Raw genomic sequence first — 18,513 nt, 5'->3', positions numbered from 1 at the left:
TGTGCGGCGCCGTCGTGCCATTGAATTCCGCAAGAGCGGAAACCGAATCTTCGGAAAAGTGGACGGGATACTACCTTCAGGCCGGGATCGTGGGCGGTCTACCCGACGCCCGCCAGGGCAATGTCGACTTCGGACCCGGTGTTGGCTTGTCGCTGACTGCCGGAGTTCGACACAACGCCTACATCGCAGGCGAGTTGGATTTCAGCCACGTCTGGTTGTCCCGCACCCACGACTTCACCAATCTCAAGGGCACCGATCCCAGCGAAACGGACGACTCCAAGAATTTGAGGTCCTACGAGATCAGCTTCAATCTAAAGGGATACCCGCTGAGCTATTTCGAGGTTTCGCTATTACCCGATTGGGTTGAGCCCTATCTGCGGTTTGGCGTCGGTTTCGGAGGTGTCGACGTGGGCGGAAGAAGCGAGAACCGCTTTTTGATTCGAGTCGGCGGCGGCGTGGACCTGTTGATCTTCGATCCGTTCGGTCTCTTCGTGGACGTGGGCTATGGGTTCCACACCAAGACGGTGATCGAGAACGAGGTTGCGATTCTGGATGGTCAAGATCAGATTCGTGTGGGTGCCTTGATTCGTTTCTAGCTTCTCATCTGCTTTGTCGTACTTCTCGTCGAGTTCGACACTGCGGCACTCGCACTTCGCAGTCTGACGAGATATACCGGTGTTCGGCTGAGTCCGGCCGTTTCTGGAGAATCCTGCGATGAGCGATTTGCCCCGTCTCCCGTATGGCCGTCAATCGATCGACGAGCGTGACATCGAGGCGGTGACCGAAGTGCTGCGGGGGGACTGGCTGACGACCGGCCCCAAGGTCCAGGAATTCGAGAACGCACTCGCAGAGCTGACGGGCGTGCCCCGAGCAGTCGTCGTAAATTCGGGCAGCGCGGCGTTGCACGTCGCCTACTTCGCGGCGGGTCTTGGTCCGGGTGCCGAAATCGTGACCTCACCCCTGACTTTTGTATCGACGGCGAGCTGCGCCTTGCATCTCGGCGCCAAGGTTCGCTTCGCAGACGTCGATCCGAGCACGGGTAATCTGGATCCCGCGGCCGTCGATGCGGTGATGGGACCGGACTGCAAGTTGATCGTGCCGGTCGACTACGCCGGGCATCCGGCAGACTACGCAGCCATGCGTGCAATTTCCGAACGCCGAGGTGTCGCGATCGTCTCCGACGGGGCTCATTCGTTGGGCGCCCGACGCGAGGGCCGTTCGGTCGCCCAACTCGCCGATGCCACGGCCACCAGCTTCCATCCGGTCAAGGGAGTGACGACCGCTGAAGGCGGTGCCGTGTTTACCGCTCGTGAGGACTGGGCCGAGCGCGCAGAACGGTTCCGTAACCACGGAATCGAGCGCGTTCCGGTGCGGCACCGCAAGACGGGCGGCAGTGGCTACTACGAAGTTCAGGATCTGGGGTTGAATTACCGCCTGCCGGATGTGTTGTGTGCCCTGGGGCTGAGTCAGTTGCGCAGACTCGACGAGTTCCTCGCCCGCCGGCGAGAGATTGCGGCGCAGTATTCGAGCGCTTTCGCGGGTATCGACGGGCTCGAATTGCCCACCACCGAAGTCGGGGTAGAGCCCAGCTGGCACCTCTATGTGATCCGCGTTCGCGAGGCAAAGCGACGTGATCCACTCTTCGATCGCCTGCGCGCCGAAGGCTTGGGGGTTCAGGTCCACTATCGCCCGGTTCACCTGCATCCGCTGTTCGAAGACCTGGGTTTTACCCCGGGAAGTTGTCCTGTTGCAGAGGACTATGCGGCCCGGGCGATTTCGCTTCCGATTTTTCCGGCCATGGGAGACGACGATCTCGAACGCGTGATCGAAATACTGGATCGCAGTGTTCGGGACCTGCTTGTGTGATCGCCCCGCTTCCGTGACACTTCCCATCTCAGTGAGTTGTCCCAAGCTCAGCAGAACGAGGAGAGTTCATGAATACCGACCACTGCCTGGTCGAACGCGACGGGCCGATCTTGACCGTGACTTTGAACCGGCCCGAAGCAAAGAACGCACTCAGCCCCGGGATGCTGGTAGGGATGTACCAGGCCTGGCGCCTGCTCGATTCCGACGACGAGCTGAGGGTCGCCATCCTGACGGGGCGGGGCGACGTATTTTGCGCGGGGGCCGACCTCAAAGCCATGGGCTCCGATCAAGTCGACGAAGAGTTTCAGGAACTCATGAAAGAGGTCCCTGACCTGCACTGGCAGGCGTTGCTTCGCCACAACCGTCCGATGAAACCGTTGATCGCCGCGGTAGAAGGGTTTGCAGTCGCCGGAGGTACGGAGATTCTTCAGGGTACCGATATCCGCGTGGCTGCCGAAGACGCGACCTTTGGCATTACCGAAGCCAAGCGCGGTCTATTTCCCCTGGGCGGCTCGAGTGTTCGACTGCGGCGACAGATCCCCTATACGATCGCGGCCGAGCTACTGCTGACCGGTCGGCACATGTCGGCTCAGGAGGCCCTCAACTGTGGACTCGTGGGTCGCTTGGTTCCAAGGGGCCAGGCACTCGCGGAAGCCACGCGGGTGGCCGAGGAGGTCTGCGAGACCGCGCCTCTTTCGATCAAGGCGCTGATGAAGATGCTGCGTGAGGTCGATGAAAGTTTCAGTGAGGCCAGCGCTCTCGAGCGCGAACTCGAGATTGGTATGCCGGTGTTCGCGACCAAGGATGCCCGGGAGGGGCCGCGCGCTTTTGCTGAAAAACGCAAGCCGGTTTTTCGCGGCGAGTGATGGGCATAGCCCGTGGCCGCAATGGGCTTGCTAGTCGATGTCCAGTGAAAGGACCAGGATCGCCCGGCCGTGGATGCGCCCGGTAAGCGTGGAAAAGAAGTCCGTGACGCGCATGATCCAGCCGTACTTCTTGTGCAGGGCCGCGTAGGCGAGGTCTTGTTCAGCTTGTGAATCGGCGAGTCGGCCGGTTCCTGTGCACCACTCTCCGCGCACCTTGCCCCGCATATCGCAGCGGGCCACGCGAATTTTTGGGTCGCGACTCAGACGTTTGACCTTGAAGGCTTTGGCTTCGGTAAAGACGACGAGTTTGTCGCCGAGGGGGGCGCACCAGACGGGAGTCTTGACCCCGTTTCCATCGCGCTTGAAGGTTTCGAGGTTGATATAGGTGGAGTCGGCGCAGTCTTGTCGGGACATGGATCGAAGGTAGCGAAGGCTAGCGGCAGGGCCCACGGCGATCGAAGGGTTCCTCGACGGGCTGCTAGTATTGCCCGCATACGCGCCGGCAAACCCATGTCATAGGAGCGAACATGATCGATCTGTATACGTCCCCCACCCCGAACGGATGGAAGGCTTCCATCACCCTGGAAGAACTCGCAATCCCCTACGACGTCAAGACGATCGATCTGATGGAAGGCGATCAGAAAAAACCCGAGTTCCTGGCGCTCAATCCGAACGGCCGCATCCCGGTCATTGTCGATCGCGGAGAAGGAGACTTCGCCGTCTTCGAGTCGGGCGCCATCATGATCTACCTCGCCGAGAAGGCGGGGGACTTGCTCCCGAGCGACGCCAAAGGTCGTTCCCAGGTGATCCAATGGTTGATGTTTCAAATGGGGGGAATTGGGCCGATGATGGGGCAGGCCAATGTCTTCTTTCGGTACTTCCCCGAAAAGATTCAAGCCGCGATCGATCGCTATCAAAATGAATCACGTCGCCTGTTCGAAGTGTTGAACAGTCGCCTGGTCGACCATCAATGGCTCGCCGGGGACTACTCCATCGCGGACATCGCCAACTGGTCCTGGGTGCGAATCCATGGTTGGTCGGGTGTCTCGGTAGAGGGTCTCGACGGTCTCTCGCGCTGGATGGGGGAGATGAGCGAACGGCCCGCTTGCCAGCGTGGTATCGACGTGCCCACTCCTCAACTCGACCGGGAGAGCAGCGCGGAGGATGCCGAGGAGTACGCGAAGAAAGCTCGCAAGATCCTTCAGACCTAGGGAGACACGTTGATGGCTGAACCCGATGTGACGCGAGGGCGCGGCGGGCTTTCGAATCGCGCAGCCCTGATCGCGGTTGCAACCGCATTCATCGTCGGCGGGATGGCATCTCTGGCACTGCGCCCGGTTGACCGAGTGAAACGTGTTCAGGCCTCTGAAATTGCGGTCTCCAATGTGCGGTGGAAGCTCCCGATTGCGTTCGGCACGCAACTCCCGGCCCTGGGAGACAATGCGCTCTTCATTTCCGAAAGGGTCGCGGCGACGAGCGCCGGCTCATTGCTGCTGGATGTTTACGAACCTGGGGCGGTGGTGCCTCCGTTCAGCATCGTCGAAGCCGTCAAAGAGGGAAAGGTCGAGGCGGGTTATACCTGGTTGGGTTACGACCAGGGGATCATTCCCGCCTCGGTTCTGTTCGGCGCGGTTCCCTTCGGCATGGAGCCCTGGGAGTACGCGGCCTGGTGGTACTACGGTGGCGGCCGGAAGCTGGGCGAAGACATCTATCGGCCACTCAACATTCTGCCCATTTTTTGCGGCTTGATCGGACCGGAGTCCGCCGGCTGGTTTCGCGAAGAGATTCGATCCCTCGAAGATCTCCGCGGGCTGAAGATTCGCTTTGCGGGTCTCGGCGGCATGGTGATGCAGGAACTCGGCGCCTCGGTCACGATGCTGCCGGGTGGGGAGATATTTCAGGCCCTGGAGAAGGGAGCGATCGACGCCACCGAGTTTTCGATGCCCGCGATCGACGAGCGCCTCGGTTTTGATCGCGTCGTGCCCTACAACTATTTTCCGGGTTGGCATCAGCCCTTCAGCGCCTTTCATCTTGTCGTCAATATTGAGAGTTGGGAGAGCCTCGCGAAGAGTCAGCAGGCGGCGTTGCAAACCAGCTGCACTGCGGGGGTGATCAACAGCCTGGCCAAGGGTGAGGCGCTGCAGGGTGAAGTCATCGAGCGGTTTCGCGCCAACGGCGTAAAGATACGCAGCCTGTCAGAACCCATTCTGCGCGAGCTTTCCCGCACGACGGATCGCGTTCTGGAACTGCTGCGCAAGAAGAACCCAGATTTTGCCCGGGTACTCGATTCGCAGAGGGCATTCTCCAAGCGATACTCGAGTTGGAAACGTCTTGGCTTTCTGCCCAGGGATTTTTGACGCTGCGATGATTGAATCCGATGTCTGAACCTACCCTTGATCTGCACCGCGTCTTGCCCCAGACCCGGCTCTCGACTCGGATCGATCGACTGATCCGCAGTGTTGGCGACATGGTTTCGTGGGTGTGGCTCGTACTGCTGGCCACGATCGTTCTCAACGTGATCATGCGATACGTGTTTGGAGAGGGCCGCATCGAATTCGAAGAACTCCAGTGGCACCTCTATGCGGTCGGCTTTCTCTCAGGCCTGGCCTATTGCCTGGAATCCGACAACCATGTGCGCGTTGATTTCATTCGCACGCGTTTGAGCCTTCGCATGCAGGCCTGGGTGGAGCTGTATGGATTGTTGTTGCTGTTGTTTCCGTTCATCGCACTGATCCTCTACTACAGCCTGCCGTTCATCCAGTACTCATTTCTAGCAGGGGAGGTGTCCCAGGCCCCCGGTGGGCTCGGCTTTCGTTGGCTCATCAAGAGCGCTCTCTTTGTCGGGTTCGCGTTGTTGGCAGTCGCTGCATTCTCGAGGTTGTTGCGGGTATCAGCCTACTTGTTCGATGCGCCCGAGGCCCTGGGTCCGGCGGCTGCGCCAATCGATCAGGGCAAGGATCGTTAGGTTTTGGCGCTGAACGAAATCCTCGTCATTGCGATGTTCGTCCTGTTCGTCGTGCTGATCTTTACCGGTTATCCCGTGGCCTGGGTTCTCGGTGGACTCGCGGTTTTCTTCACAGCGATCTCCGTGATCGCAGAATCAGATTTCGGCATTCCGGTGGGCGCCGACTGGGCCTATGCGTCCCTGAGCGTGGATCGCATCTGGGATCTGATGAACAACTGGCTGCTGGTGGCGCTGCCCATGTTCATCTTCATGGGCTTGATGCTCGACCGCTCGGGTGTTGCGGCGGATTTGATGACCAACTTTGCCAGGCTCTTTGGCCGCGTGCGCGGAGGTTTGGCCGTCACGGTAACGCTGATCGGCGTGTTGTTGGCGGCATCGACCGGAATCATCGGTGCCTCGGTCGTACTGCTCGCCTTGCTCGGACTCCCCATCATGCTGCGCCAGGGTTACCAGCCCGAGCTTGCCGCGGGCACCGTAGCCGCGGTGGGAACCCTCGGGATATTGATCCCGCCCAGCATCATGTTGGTCATGATGGCGGATCGTCTGGCCATCTCGGTTGGCGATTTGTTTCTGGGAGCACTGATTCCGGGCGTCATGCTCGGCGCGCTCTACATCCTGTACATCTTGATCTACGCACAGCTGCGCCCCGAGGTCGCACCGCTCTCCGATGAGGCCGTGTCGATCGATTTCAAGCTTCTTCTGGGCATCGCGAAGGCGGTTGCTCCGGCCCTCGGCCTCATGCTTGCAGTGCTGGGGAGTATTTTCTTTGGGGTTGCGACGCCAACCGAGGCCTCGGGCGTTGGGGCGCTCGGCGCAGGTCTGCTCGCGCTCGGCAAGGGGCGGCTCGACCGCGGAGTGCTGCGCGAGGTTCTGCGCGACACCACCCGAACCACCGGCTTCATCTTTGCGATCTTGCTCACCGCGACGGCCTATTCGCTGGTGCTGCGCGGCCTCGGCGGTGACGTGTTGATCGCGTCCGCACTGCTGGGACTGCCGTTTGGTCCCGAGGGCATCGTGCTGACCATTCTCTTCTTTACCTTCCTGCTGGGCTTCTTCCTGGACTGGATCGAAATCACGTTGATCGTGCTGCCCCTGGTCGCACCCGTGGTGACAAACCTCGGTTTCGACCTGGTCTGGTTCACGGTCTTGTTCGCCGTCTGTCTCCAGACGTCATTTTTGACGCCGCCGGTCGGGTTTGCACTGTTCTACCTCAAGGGCGTGGCGCCCGAGGAAGTCACACTGACGACGATCTATCGCGGTGTCGTGCCCTTTATCTTCTTGCAGATCGTCGGCTTGTTGTTGATTTTTTACTGGCCCGAAATAGCACTATGGTTGCCACGCATGGCGTATGGGCCCTGATCTGGATCGACGTCATGCGATAGGGTTTCCCAAACCCATTTTTGACGAGGTACCCCGATGCGCGCTGTTCGCTGCTGCGAAAATCAGGCACGAGTTGTGGACATCGCCCGGCCGACGAGGGAAGAGGGCGTTCGCATCAAAGTGAAGTCGGCCGGGATCTGTGGCTCGGATCTTCATCTGATCGCGTTGGGGATGCCGCCTGGCCGCACCCTGGGTCACGAATTTGCCGGCGTGCTCGACGACGGACGAGCCGTGGCCGTCGAACCGCTCGTGCCGTGCGGAAGCTGTGACCTTTGTTGCGAGGGGCGCTTCAACCTGTGCCGCTCGGGTATTGACATCATCGTGGGCGTTGGAAGAGACGGTGGGATGACGGACGAAATCTGGCTTCCCGAACGATGCCTGGTTCCGCTCGATTCGAAACTCGCGGTCGAAGACGCCTGTCTCAGCGAACCTCTTGCAGTCGCGGTTCACGGAATTCGCGAAGGCGGTGTCACTGCTGGCGTTCGAGTCGCGGTGATCGGTGCGGGCTCGATCGGCTTGTGCGCTTTGGCTGCCGCGCGAGCCGAGGGTGCCGAAGTCTCGGTAGCGGCTCGCCATCCTCATCAGATTGAAGCAGCAGAACGACTCGGCGCGGTGGCATTGGAAGGCGAGTATGAATTCGTCGTCGATTGCGCGGGGACCGGGGATGCTCTCGCACAAGCGGTCAGTTTGTGTCGACCGGGCGGCACCCTCATTCTGCTCGCGAGCTACTGGCAGGGCATGGATCTACCCGGCGTGTCCCTATGTCTCAAGGAAATAAGGATCGTTCCCTCGAGCATGTACGCTCACCGCCACAACGAGAGCGATTTTGAGCGTGCGGTCCAGATCCTGGCCGGGCATTCGGAGGTTGCCGATACCTTGATCACCCACCGCATCCCGCTCGACGAAGCGACCCGGGCATTCGAAATTGCCGGGGATCGCCGAGCGGGCGCCATCAAGGTCGTGCTGGAGGTTTGATCCGCGGATCTTTCTTGGGGCCTTTCCTGCAACCTTCCTTATCAACCTTTCTTTAGCATCTCATCGATCAGACGCTTGAACGAATCAATGGGTTGTGCGCCCGAGAGGAAGCGCCCGTTGATGAAGAAGGCGGGGGTTCCGGTCGCGCCCAGTTTCCGAGCTTGCGAAGTGTCGTCATCAATTCGCTTCTTGAGTGCCTCCGACTTCAAATCTTTTTTGTACTGCTCGATGTCGAGCCCAATTTGCTTCGCGTATTTTTCGAATGTGGCGGTGCTCAAGTCGCGCTGATTTTCGAAGATGAGATCGTGCATTTCCCAGAACTTGTCTTGCATGAGTGCCGCTTCAGCAGCGGCGTGTGCGGCCGGTGCCTTGGAGTGGAACGAAAGAGGCATGTGCTTGAAGACAATGCGCACGTCTTTGGGGTACTGCTGTCTCAGAGCCTTGAGGGTCGGACCGACCCTCCCGCAGTAAGGTCACTGAAAGTCCGAAAACTCGATGATGGTGACCTTGGCGTTCTTGGGCCCGTGAAAAGGAGCATTGCCCACGGCCACTTCATAGACCTTGTCGGGATCGGGCCCGGTCCTGCGCGGTGCGGCCGCCCCAGGTGCGGCCGCAACAGGCTTGAAGTTTTCGAGACTGGCGAAGGTTTTTTCGAGCTGATTGCTGGCCCGGTCCAGTGAGGTCGAGAGCAGGTAGCTGCTGCCGAGAATTGCGATTGCGACGATGACGGCGGCCCCGATCAAGCCAGCGCCAGAAGAGTTCTGCTCCACGATTGAGTCTCCGTTTGTGTTGATGTTTTCGGGGCGGCAGGGTACACCGTTCGACCTTCTAGTGAAAGTCGCAGTCAACCCGCCGGCGTTTGCTGCACCACGCAGGTAAGGTTTTCAGCATGTCATATTGGATCATTCAATGAACCTGGTTCTTCTGTTCGAGGACGACTTCGTTTCGGGAGGGGGGGACAGTGAGGGCGGAAAGGTCCGTCTATCCGGGCGCCGCTGCGAATACATCCAGTCCATTCATCGCGTTGCACCGGGAGATGAGTTGTGCGTTGGCGTTGCCGGCGGGAGAATCGGACGCGGGGCTGTCGTACGGGTCGAAGGTGAGATCCTGGAGATGGAGGTCGTGCTGGACCGCGATCCACCGTCGCCGCTGCCTGTGACGCTGGTTCTGGCGCTGCCGCGTCCGCTGGTGTTGAAACGAGTGTTGCTCTCCGCCACGGCCATGGGCGTCAAGAAGTTGTACTTGATTCAGGCCAACCGGGTAGAGCGCAGCTTTTGGAACAGCAAAGTGCTGCGCGACGGTGAACTCATCAAGCCCTTGATCCTGGGTCTCGAGCAAGCCAAAGACACACTTGTGCCGGAGGTCGAACTGCGAACTCGCTTCCGTCCCTTCGTCGAAGACGAGCTTCCCAGCCTGGTGAAGGGGACCCTGGGGTTGGTCGCTCACCCCGCAGCGTCGGCCGAGTGTCCGCGAGCGGTCGCGGGGGACGTGACGTTGGTCATGGGGCCGGAGGGCGGGTTTGTTCCGTTTGAGGTTGAGAAGCTCGAAGCGGCCGGTTGTTCGGTAGTTCACCTGGGCGAACGAATCCTTCGGGTGGAGACGGCACTCCCGGCTCTGCTTGCGCGTCTATTTTAAACGGTGGATCGGGTGTTTTCTCCCCTGACCGCGATAGTCCTCAAAGCAAAAATGGAGAGAGGTCCCCATCAATCATGGCAGCGCGCTGTGATACGTTGCTGCGCCGCTATGAGTGAGAGGAAGACGAGCAGCAATGGGTAGAGTCGGCCGAGACTTCTTTCAACGCAGTCGCGCAGAACGTTCCTGGATTATCGAGAACACCTGGTGTGGCGGTTGCAGGCTCCCCGACCTGGGCATCGACGATCCGAATGAGTTCGAAGAGGATGGTCTCGTGTACATCGAGGGGCGCTGTCGCGTCTGCGGTGCCACGCTCACCAGTGAAGTCGTAGATCAGCGCGCCCCCGCCAGTCTGGCCTGAGCGGGCATTCTCATCCAAAAAACGCGATGCTTGCGCGTACGACGTGCGCCGTGGCCTTCGCCTGCAAGCGCGGCCAAGGGCGTCGAGGATTCCCTGCTTTCGAGAATTGGAGGAGCGAGGCGATGAGCGAGTTGGAGCTGTATTCGGGGTTCGCCTGGGCCGTCCCCAAAGCATTTGGATCCGCGCTTCACAATTGTCGCTTCGAGCAGGGGGACGTTCTCTACAGCGATCCATCCGCCTACGACTCACGTAAGGACGCAGACAAACAGGCGTCGAAGCGCGGCCAGCGTCCTGCGAGCTATCACATCCAGGTGCTGGATCCGCCGCGCTCGAGTCGAGCGATCAGCGGAGAAGGTGAGGGCCAACGCTTCTTCGCGAATTGGGAATCAGAGGTTCGCTTCGAATGGATGGACTATCGCAAGCGAATCCGCGATGAGAAGCAATCGACCCAGGGCGGGCTCTTTACCTGTCTCTGGAAGGGCGATCTCGACGCGCTTCGAGAGGATCGCCTCGAAGACTTGCGACCCCCGAAGCTCCTGCGCGATCTCCAGTCCCGGGTAGGTGACTGTGCTTCGGCCATGGTCGAGAAATTTTCCAAATCAAAGCCAGATGGAAAATCGAAGAAGGGTTCTGCTGCCGGGCGACGACTGTTTGCGACCGCACTCGATCAATCGAGCGATGCTTCTCGCGTCAAGGTCCAGTCGATCGAGCGCGCCCTCGAAGCAAAATTCGAGATTGCAGTTCGCCAATTTACACCCGCGGACCTCGGCCTGGCCGACGCAGCGCAGTTCCACCCGGCACTCCGTCTCCTCGGCATTGCCGTCGCAAGTCGAGACGACGAAGAAATCGAACGGGTGTTGCGCGACGTCTTGTACGCGGGCGGCAAAGCCGCGGGCAAGGAGGGTGGCCGCTTCCAGCTGGCGCGCCACGGGAGCCTGATCGAACTCGCTTGAATGGGCTTTTTGTCTGCGTTTAGTGAAGCGGCCCTGAGGGCGGCAGGTCGAGGCCCTGCGATTCAGTCAATACGCCCGCGGTGTGCTGGACGATGCGCCATGCGCTGGATTCCCAGACGAGAATGTTACTGGCCGACAAGGTGGTGTCGCCGAGGTGCTCGAGACAGCTCACAAAGGCGAGCCCTCGGATCAGGCTTACCGAGTCCTGGCTGTAGCTGATCGGGGGCCCGCCCCGTTCGAAGATTTCGTTCCAGCTGGCCATGACGGCGACACGGCCCTGCAACGGAGCTCCGCCGGGATGAATGCAGAGCACGGGCTCGTCTCGGGCCCACAGCCCGTCCATCGCTGCCAGGTTGCCGTCGGCGATGGACGCGTAGAGGGCGGCATTGACGCGAAGTGCAGCAATGGCGTCCGCAGCTTCTCGACTCATATCAGGCGGAGACTGCTCGGATCTTGGTGCTGACCATTTCCAGGTGCTCGCTGGTTTTCCCGCTGCTCGAGCCTTTGGCCTCCAGCGCCTGGACGATGTCCATGCCGCCAGTGACCTCACCAAAAATTGCGTGCTTGTCGTCGAGGTGAGGCGTCGGGACGAAGGTCAGGAAGAACTGGCTGCCATCGGTGCCGGGGCCCGAGTTTGCCATGCTGAGCAAGCCCGGTCGATCGTGGCGCGCGTCCGGAGAAAACTCGCCGTCGTACTGATAGCCTGGGCCCCCCGTGCCGAGCCCCAGCGGGTCTCCGCCCTGGGCCATGAAGCCATCGATCACTCGATGGAAGATCACTCCATCGTAGAATCCGAGGCGAGCGAGATAGATGGTGCTGGTGACGTGCATGGGTGCGACGGCATGCAACAGCTTGATCTCGATATTGCCAATGTTGGTTTCGATGTCCCAGAAGTAGTCGGTCCCGGCTTCGAAATCGACGATAGAGGGCTTGGGCAATTTGGTCTTCCAGTTGGAATCAGATTTATCGATCTCAGCGGACGCGATGAACGCGTCGATCGCCTCGATGGCCTTGTCTTGGGCGCTGTCCGCCATGCGGGTGTTCTCCTGACTTGGTTTTCTGCGGGGCCCGATCGGGCAGCGCAATGGGGGTACGAGATGTGAGCCGCCTACTCGACGATGATCGTCGCTCTTTGAATGAATAGATCCATTTTCGGCTTGCCGCGTCCACGTGTGCCGTTTGCTTCGAGTTCCTTGACGGTCCCCATGCCTTCGACGACGTAGCCAAAAACGGTGTGCTTGCCGTTGAGATGGGGCGTGGGTTTGAAGGTCAGAAAGAATTGGCTGCCGTCGGTATTGGGTCCCGAGTTGGCCATGCTGAGTACGCCGGCCCTGTCGTGCTTGGCGCCGTTGACGAACTCGCCCGCGTACTTGTAGCCGGGCCCGCCGCGTCCGGATCCAGTCGGGTCTCCACCCTGGGCCATGAAGCCCGGGATGATCCGGTGAAATTTGACATCGTTGTAAAAACCCAGCCGGGTCAGATAGATGGTGCTCGACACGTGCATGGGTGCCGTGTCCGAAAGCAGCTTGACTTTGATCGAGCCGATGTTGGTCTCGAGTAGCCAGTAGTAGGTCTTGTTCGGATCAAAGGCGACCTTGGGCGGAGTGGGGAGCCGACTCTTCCACTTCATGCCTTCACCCTTGTTGATCGGTGCAGAGGCGATGAACGCGTCGATGGCTTCCACCCCAGTGGCGCCCATCGGTTTTGCCTCTTCAGCGGCCCCGCAACTGGTGGTGATCAGAAATAGCGTCACGGCAAACAGCAGCACCGGCGTGAGCTGGATCGTGCGGGACGAATTGGAATAGGGCGCGCAGTTCATGATCAGTCCTTTCGTGGTCTTTGTCTTTGTAGTCGTCTTTGTAGTCGTTGCGGTCATTAATCGATTCGAGAATATCGCTGGAGTCGCGTGCGAGGGCCAGACCATAACGCCGCTCGTGGGAATTCCCCACCCGGGGACACGTGCCGATGCCGCAATCAGTCCGGACATTTACACAGGCCGAGTTCGACCAGTTGTTGCCCCACAACGCCCCGCCAATTGGCGTTTGCCCTCGGATTTGCGGGACTGGGATGTAGCACGGCCGCGATCCGCGGCCCGCTGCCTGCGAGGGCCAGTTCGGCCCGCTTGGTTGCAAATGCGCCGATCCCGATCACCCATTTGGGCTCGAGAATCTCGACCAGGCGCCGCAGGTGCCGATCGCAGATCTCGAACAGGGCGTCGCGTTCGTCCCGGGGCAGTTTGTCCGGTGTCCGGTTCCTTCCGCTCTCCTCCATGAAGACCAGAGGGCAATAGTTGGCGATGTAGTGCTTTGCAAAGAAGCGCTTGGGAGTCTTGAAGTGCGCTGCGATGCTGCTCCAGACGCGATCGCCACTGACTTCACTGCGTGTGCACGCAAAGCCGGTCACGGGTCGCTTGGGGTGCTCGCATTGCGGTCTGCCGACCGGCTGCTCAATCTCGAGCCAATCTCGTACCCAGTTCACCTCTCCGAAGGGGACGCCAGTCTGGGACATTCCGTAGGGGCCCGGGTTCATGCCGAGAAAAATGACGCGCTTTTTTCGCGCTGCATAGCGGGCAATGTAATCGTCGTGACTGCGCGACGCGTAAACGAGCGGGTTGTAGACGTGGGTAACGGGATCGGCAAAGCTGAGTTGACTGACTTCTTTGCTGAGCTTTCGGGTCGCGCTGCGAACGCGTCGTGCTATATCCATCGAATCGATTCAACCCTTGATTTCGGCGAAGGCCCAGTCGAGCCAGGGCAATAGCGCTTCGATGTCGGAGGTCTCGACGGTTGCTCCGCCCCAAATTCGCAGCCCGGGCGGCGCCGCTTTGTAGGAATTGATGTCGAACGCGACTCCCTCGGCGTCCAGCAGCGCACCGATCTTCTTGGCGCTGACACTGCGCTCGCTTTCGTCCATTTGGGTAAACCACGGATCGACGATCTGCAGGCAAATCGAGGTCGAAGAGCGCGTCGCGGGATCATGTGCAAGAAAATCGACCCAATCCGTTTTGTCGACCCACTGGCTGATCGCGTCGAGATTCGCCGTCGAGCGGTCGCGCATGCCCGCACACCCGCCGTTGTTTGCGACCCATTCGAGGGAAACGAGCACGTCTTCGACGCAGAGCATCGAGGGCGTGTTGATGGTCTCTCCCTTGAAGATTCCCTCGATCAACTTGCCGTCCTTGGTCATGCGGAAAATCTTGGGCAGCGGTCGATCGGGTTCAAAACTCTCGAGTCGTGCCACGGCCCGGGGAGAGAGCACCAGCATGCCGTGGGCGGCTTCGCCACCGAGCACCTTTTGCCAGGACCAGGTCACGACGTCGAGTTTGGACCAGGGTAGATCCATTGCGAAGACTGCCGACGTCGCGTCGCAAAAGACGAGTCCCGCGCGCGCTTCGGGAATCCAGTGGCCGTCGGGAACGCGGACCCCGGAGGTGGTTCCGTTCCAGGTGAAGACGACGTCGTGATCGAAATTGACGGACGAAAGATCCGGCAGATCTCCATAGTCTGCGGTGAGAACTCGAGTGTCATCGAGTTTCAATTGCTGCTGTACGTCCGTGATCCAGCCCTCGCCGAAACTTTCCCACGCGAGCATGTCCACCGGGCGTTCTCCGAGCATCGACCACAGCGCCATCTCGATCGCGCCCGTATCCGATGCGGCGACGATGCCGATTCGATAGTCGTCGGGAATTGCGAGGGTCGCCTTCGAGCGATCGATCACGGCCTGCAGACGTTCCTTGCTCGGCTTGGCTCGATGCGAACGGCCGAGCAGGGCTCCGGTCAAGTGGTCGAGGCTCCAGCCCGGCGGCTTCGCGCAGGGTCCGGAAGAAAATTCGGGTCGATCGGGGCGACGTTGCGGGCGTCGATCGGGCTTCATCGGGTGGCCTCTCAAACCAAGGTGGCGCGAAGTCTATCGCCTCGTCGGCGCGAAGCCACGGCCGGGTTTTCCCGCGCGGCTCCTCTCGATCTGAAATACAATCCCGACCGCGGGTCACTACATCTGAAGAGGAGAGCCATGACGTACGAAGCGCGGAGAGGATGGCCTGCTGCGCCGTGTCGGGCCTCGTCAGTGCTGTCGGTGCTGATGGTGCCGATGCTGCTGCTAGGGCTGGCCAGCCTGACGGGCTGCACGGCGACCCAGATGGTTGCCCTCGACGTCGGCCCGGAGCCCCTCATCCTATTCGTCGACGGCGAACGCATGGACCCGGTCCCGCCCGAACTCGAGTTGACCGCGAATCGCGATCACACGCTCTTCTTTCAGCGCGAGGGCTACCTCTCGCAGTTGATCGTCGTAAAGACGACGGAACTTGGCGGCAAAGCGCATCTCGAGCCCGAGCGCGTGAAGCTCCGACTGCGACGCGACACCGCGACCGCGCCCGAGGTGTCGGTCGAAATAGAAGCCCCGCCCGAAGCGCGCTGACGGTTCGTCCATCACTTTGTGTGTTGTACCGCAAGTCCGCGGTTCAATACGTTATTCCTCTTGTATTATGCGGATGATTCTGCGCCCGATGTCCCGCTGCCCAAACATGTCGGTGCTGCGCACCTCGATCCAGTGACTGCCGGCTGGGAGGTCTTCCGGCAAGGCGGCCTTCCATAGATGGGCCGAGGGGTACGCCGGGGGCAGTTTCCATTCGTCGGGGGCGTGGGCGTCCCTCTCACGTTCTCGAACTTTCTTGTAGGTCGGATCTTTTTCGTGGACCCATTCCATCGCAGTCCACGGTCGCGCCATTTCTGGGTTCGACCCGACGATTCTCATCTCGATTATCGAACGCTCGCTTCCCGCGAAGACGTTGGCCCAGACGATTGCGCTCTCGTGGGTCGCGACCTGGTCCGGTGCGGATATTTCCAACTGATACGAAGCGGGACGTCCGGCTGGCTTGAAGCGGATCGCGTAGTCCAGACCGTCGAAGGTCATGATCGAATAGCCGTTTGGAGAACCGTCTCGCATCGTTGCGTGGGGAATGCCTCGCTCGTCGTGGCGACCGCGCCACCAACTGCCCGAGGCAGTGGGACTGTTCCAATGGTGGTGCACCGCGCCCGGGTTCCCCTCCTCCTCCCCGAGGAAAAAGTGTGCCTGCATATGACTGTGGGCAGAGATGGATAGAAAATGGGGATGGCGCGCCAGGATTTTGAACAGGGCTCGGCGTTCGGGAACCTGATGTCCCTTGCGCCCCACGAGTGGAATGTGCATTAGCAATACGATTCGTTCGTCCGTGGGAACGCTCTCCGTGTAGTGCGCAATGAACTCGAGTTGTTGAGAAGTGAGTCCCCCGCGATAACTGGCGGCCTGATCCGTGGCTTGATCTTCCGGACGAAACACGATGTTGTCGAGCACAATGAAATGAACATGGGCGTATTCGAAGGCGTAGGTGCTCGGGCCAAATACGCGCTCGAAGGTTTCGTCCGAGGTTCGGTCGTCCCGAGCGTCGAGGTTCATGTCGTGGTTGCCCAATACGTGGTACCACGGAATTCCGATCAGGCTGGTGGCTCGGGTCAGGGGGTCGTAGAGGGATAGATCGTGATCGACGATGTCGCCCAGGATGATTCCGAACGCCGCGTCGTATTGTGGCAACTCGCTCAAGATGTCGCGTTGGTAGTGGTCGACGTCGGTGATGGACTGGGGTTGTGGATCTCCAATCACCAGTACCCGAAACGGTGATGACTCGCGTTGCCGGTAGAGAGGGAAATCGATTGATTCGGGAAGCGGTCCGGTGGCCGGCACCGCGGGGTAGGTCAGATGGTCGGGGGAGCCCGATGGTTTGTGCAGATAGTAGAAGCGCGGAAGCATCCGGTCGTCGATCGTCGTGCGCATGCCCGTGGGCTTGATCACGAAGATGGCGGTGTCGTCGTCGATCGGCAGGATGAAGCGTCCGTAGCGGTCGGTCGCGACGATCTGGCGTCCATTAGAGACCCGGACCCCGGCAACGCCGGGTTCGCGCGGGTCGCGGGTGCCGTTTCCGTTGCGGTCTTCGAAGACGATCCCCCGGGCGTGGCCCGGCAAGTCCGGGAGCGGAGGCAGGGCGCCGGGCCAGTTCGCGCAGCCAAGTGCGAGCAGCCAAAGGCAAAACACCGCGCAGGCTCGACCCGCTGAGGAGAGGTTTCTGGCGGTGATCAACAAATGGTTCCTCGATTGGGGAGTTCAGTGCTTGAATAGATGCGAAGCGGTAGCGTAGTCCCGAACCCCGATCCGACGAAACCCCGAAGGAGCAGAACATGGAGTACCAGCAAATTCTATACAAGGTGGACGATCCGATCGCGACCATCACCTTGAATCGTCCGAAGTCTCTCAATGCCTGGACCCCTCAGATGGGCGTCGAGGTGAAGCATGCATTTGCCCAGGCGGAAGCCGACCCCGCCGTCGTGGTCATCGTTTTGACCGGGGCCGGGCGCGGGTTCTGCGCCGGAGCCGATTTGAAAGGCCTCTCGAACCTCAGCGAGGGCGGCTCGATCGACGCAGGGGATGCGACCGAGCTCGACGCAGACCCCGGGGATGCGACCATGGGTGCTTCGTTTCGCGGGACCTATTCGTATCCGATGTCCATTCCCAAGCCGGTGATCGCCGCGATCAACGGTCCGTGTGCGGGCATGGCTGTTCCCATCGCATTGTATTGCGACCTGCGCTTTGCCGGGTCGAGCGCGAGCTTTACAACCGCCTTTAGCAAGCGAGGGCTGATCGCCGAATGGGGAATCAGTTGGATCCTGACCCGCTTGGTCGGGCCGGCCCACGCCCTCGATCTGCTCTTTTCGTCGCGCAAAATTGACGCTGCAGAGGCGGAGCGAATGGGGCTCGTCAATCGAGTGTTGCCGAACGCGGAGTTGTTGCCCTTCGTGCAGGACTATGCGCGGGAAATGGCGGCCAACTGCTCACCGCGCTCCATGGCGATCATGAAGCGAGAGGTCTATCAGCACATGATGGAGAGTCTCGAGCACGCACAAAGTGACTCTGTTCGCCTGATGTTCGAAAGCTTCAAGGCGCCCGACTTCAAAGAGGGGGTCAAATCTTTCCTCGAAAAGAGGCCGCCTCAGTTCGATCGCCTCATTTAGCGCGTCGAGCAGAGATAGTGACCATCGGGCAGTACTTGTCCAGGCGCCGGTTCTCCCACTCTCGACTCGGGATCTCTTTCTCGATCACGCAATCGAGGTTGATCAGCATCTCGCGCAGCAACTCCATGTCGAAGCCATACTTGTGCACGTTGTATTCGTAGTCATTGCCGCCAAAGATCAAATAGTTGAACCACTCGATCCCGATGACTCCAAGCGATAGCTGGCGGGCGATCTCGCGCACATCGGGGCAAACGATCTTGATGAGTCCGCCGGGCTTGAGCAGGCTCACCCACTCCGCGAGCACGGCCTTCACCTCGAATCGACTGAAGTGCTCCAGGATGTTCGAAGCGACGAAGACTTCTTCAGCTATCACGAGGACACAGATCTCGCCTGGCGTGCGAATCTACTCGGCTGGTCCTGTCTGTATGTCCCGCGAGCCCGTGCGACTCATCACCGAGGCTGGCGGCGCAGCGGC

General features: G+C 60.3%; 23 protein-coding genes. 13 read left to right on the top strand and 10 right to left on the bottom strand.

What is annotated here, in order from left to right; translation table 11 throughout:
- The first annotated feature begins 20 nt into the window (after positions 1-20).
- The 3 genes from IH881_17125 to IH881_17115 all read left to right on the top strand — a co-directional run bounded on the left by IH881_17125 (position 21) and on the right by IH881_17115 (position 2,732).
- Complete coding sequence (locus IH881_17125) at positions 21-596, top strand: outer membrane beta-barrel protein (GenBank protein MCH7869418.1); 576 nt, start codon at positions 21-23, stop codon at positions 594-596.
- Between the two features lie 118 nt (positions 597-714).
- Positions 715-1,866: a UDP-4-amino-4,6-dideoxy-N-acetyl-beta-L-altrosamine transaminase gene (pseC, locus tag IH881_17120; protein ID MCH7869417.1), complete on the top strand. Its 1,152-nt coding sequence runs from the start codon at positions 715-717 to the stop codon at positions 1,864-1,866.
- 68 nt (positions 1,867-1,934) lie between these two features.
- On the top strand, positions 1,935-2,732 hold the full coding sequence (locus tag IH881_17115) for a crotonase/enoyl-CoA hydratase family protein (protein MCH7869416.1): 798 nt from the start codon (positions 1,935-1,937) through the stop codon (positions 2,730-2,732).
- A 30-nt stretch (positions 2,733-2,762) separates the two neighbouring features.
- Here the strand turns inward: IH881_17115 and IH881_17110 are convergent, their stop codons facing one another.
- On the bottom strand, positions 2,763-3,146 hold the full coding sequence (locus tag IH881_17110; protein MCH7869415.1) for a PPOX class F420-dependent oxidoreductase: 384 nt from the start codon (positions 3,144-3,146) through the stop codon (positions 2,763-2,765).
- A 113-nt stretch (positions 3,147-3,259) separates the two neighbouring features.
- Here IH881_17110 and IH881_17105 point away from each other — a divergent pair, with 113 nt between their 5' ends.
- The 5 genes from IH881_17105 (at position 3,260) to IH881_17085 (ending at position 8,052) form a co-directional block, all read left to right on the top strand.
- A complete protein-coding gene (locus IH881_17105) occupies positions 3,260-3,943 on the top strand; it encodes a glutathione S-transferase N-terminal domain-containing protein (GenBank protein ID MCH7869414.1) in 684 nt (227 codons plus the stop codon).
- 102 nt (positions 3,944-4,045) lie between these two features.
- Complete coding sequence (locus IH881_17100; protein MCH7869413.1) at positions 4,046-5,089, top strand: TRAP transporter substrate-binding protein; 1,044 nt, start codon at positions 4,046-4,048, stop codon at positions 5,087-5,089.
- 20 nt (positions 5,090-5,109) lie between these two features.
- Positions 5,110-5,697, top strand: a complete 588-nt coding sequence (locus IH881_17095; protein ID MCH7869412.1) for a TRAP transporter small permease subunit — start codon at positions 5,110-5,112, stop codon at positions 5,695-5,697.
- 3 nt (positions 5,698-5,700) lie between these two features.
- Complete coding sequence (locus IH881_17090; protein MCH7869411.1) at positions 5,701-7,056, top strand: TRAP transporter large permease subunit; 1,356 nt, start codon at positions 5,701-5,703, stop codon at positions 7,054-7,056.
- A gap of 57 nt (positions 7,057-7,113) precedes the next feature.
- Complete coding sequence (locus IH881_17085) at positions 7,114-8,052, top strand: alcohol dehydrogenase catalytic domain-containing protein (protein MCH7869410.1); 939 nt, start codon at positions 7,114-7,116, stop codon at positions 8,050-8,052.
- A 41-nt stretch (positions 8,053-8,093) separates the two neighbouring features.
- Here the strand turns inward: IH881_17085 and IH881_17080 are convergent, their stop codons facing one another.
- Complete coding sequence (locus IH881_17080) at positions 8,094-8,489, bottom strand: DsbA family protein (GenBank protein MCH7869409.1); 396 nt, start codon at positions 8,487-8,489, stop codon at positions 8,094-8,096.
- A 36-nt stretch (positions 8,490-8,525) separates the two neighbouring features.
- The gene (locus IH881_17075) at positions 8,526-8,822 is read right to left on the bottom strand and encodes a hypothetical protein (GenBank protein MCH7869408.1); all 297 of its coding nucleotides are present in this window, start codon (positions 8,820-8,822) and stop codon (positions 8,526-8,528) included.
- 139 nt (positions 8,823-8,961) lie between these two features.
- On the opposite strand from IH881_17075, the gene IH881_17070 reads away from it, so the two are divergent.
- From IH881_17070 to IH881_17060, 3 genes are all read left to right on the top strand, one after another.
- On the top strand, positions 8,962-9,687 hold the full coding sequence (locus IH881_17070; GenBank protein ID MCH7869407.1) for a 16S rRNA (uracil(1498)-N(3))-methyltransferase: 726 nt from the start codon (positions 8,962-8,964) through the stop codon (positions 9,685-9,687).
- A 133-nt stretch (positions 9,688-9,820) separates the two neighbouring features.
- On the top strand, positions 9,821-10,045 hold the full coding sequence (locus tag IH881_17065) for a hypothetical protein (GenBank protein ID MCH7869406.1): 225 nt from the start codon (positions 9,821-9,823) through the stop codon (positions 10,043-10,045).
- 122 nt (positions 10,046-10,167) lie between these two features.
- Complete coding sequence (locus IH881_17060) at positions 10,168-10,998, top strand: hypothetical protein (protein MCH7869405.1); 831 nt, start codon at positions 10,168-10,170, stop codon at positions 10,996-10,998.
- 19 nt (positions 10,999-11,017) lie between these two features.
- Here the strand turns inward: IH881_17060 and IH881_17055 are convergent, their stop codons facing one another.
- The 5 genes from IH881_17055 to IH881_17035 all read right to left on the bottom strand — a co-directional run bounded on the left by IH881_17055 (position 11,018) and on the right by IH881_17035 (position 14,871).
- Positions 11,018-11,428, bottom strand: coding sequence for a nuclear transport factor 2 family protein (locus tag IH881_17055; GenBank protein ID MCH7869404.1), 411 nt, complete (start codon positions 11,426-11,428; stop codon positions 11,018-11,020).
- Position 11,429: 1 nt separating this feature from the next.
- Entirely contained in the window at positions 11,430-12,032 is a 603-nt protein-coding gene (locus IH881_17050) for a peptidylprolyl isomerase (protein ID MCH7869403.1), read from the bottom strand.
- Positions 12,033-12,106: 74 nt separating this feature from the next.
- Positions 12,107-12,697 carry a peptidylprolyl isomerase gene (locus IH881_17045; GenBank protein ID MCH7869402.1) on the bottom strand — a complete coding sequence of 197 codons (591 nt, stop codon included), beginning with the start codon at positions 12,695-12,697 and terminating at the stop codon, positions 12,107-12,109.
- A 275-nt stretch (positions 12,698-12,972) separates the two neighbouring features.
- A complete protein-coding gene (locus IH881_17040) occupies positions 12,973-13,704 on the bottom strand; it encodes a single-stranded DNA-binding protein (GenBank protein MCH7869401.1) in 732 nt (243 codons plus the stop codon).
- A 9-nt stretch (positions 13,705-13,713) separates the two neighbouring features.
- A complete protein-coding gene (locus IH881_17035) occupies positions 13,714-14,871 on the bottom strand; it encodes a phosphoserine transaminase (protein ID MCH7869400.1) in 1,158 nt (385 codons plus the stop codon).
- 138 nt (positions 14,872-15,009) lie between these two features.
- Between IH881_17035 and IH881_17030 the strand changes: the two genes are divergently transcribed.
- Positions 15,010-15,414 carry a hypothetical protein gene (locus IH881_17030; protein ID MCH7869399.1) on the top strand — a complete coding sequence of 135 codons (405 nt, stop codon included), beginning with the start codon at positions 15,010-15,012 and terminating at the stop codon, positions 15,412-15,414.
- Between the two features lie 51 nt (positions 15,415-15,465).
- Here the strand turns inward: IH881_17030 and IH881_17025 are convergent, their stop codons facing one another.
- Positions 15,466-17,109 carry a calcineurin-like phosphoesterase C-terminal domain-containing protein gene (locus IH881_17025; GenBank protein MCH7869398.1) on the bottom strand — a complete coding sequence of 548 codons (1,644 nt, stop codon included), beginning with the start codon at positions 17,107-17,109 and terminating at the stop codon, positions 15,466-15,468.
- Positions 17,110-17,207: 98 nt separating this feature from the next.
- On the opposite strand from IH881_17025, the gene IH881_17020 reads away from it, so the two are divergent.
- Positions 17,208-18,038, top strand: a complete 831-nt coding sequence (locus IH881_17020) for an enoyl-CoA hydratase (GenBank protein MCH7869397.1) — start codon at positions 17,208-17,210, stop codon at positions 18,036-18,038.
- Here IH881_17020 and IH881_17015 read toward each other — a convergent pair.
- Positions 18,031-18,411, bottom strand: coding sequence for a hypothetical protein (locus IH881_17015; GenBank protein ID MCH7869396.1), 381 nt, complete (start codon positions 18,409-18,411; stop codon positions 18,031-18,033). The two genes, IH881_17020 and IH881_17015, sit on opposite strands and share 8 nt — an antisense overlap.
- Positions 18,412-18,513: the final 102 nt, after the last annotated feature.

Source organism: Myxococcales bacterium (genome assembly GCA_022563535.1).
In the GTDB taxonomy this organism is placed as follows: domain Bacteria; phylum Myxococcota_A; class UBA9160; order UBA9160; family UBA4427; genus DUBZ01.
Note: the sequence above shows the minus strand (reverse complement) of the source record. Positions and strands in the feature narration are given on the sequence as shown.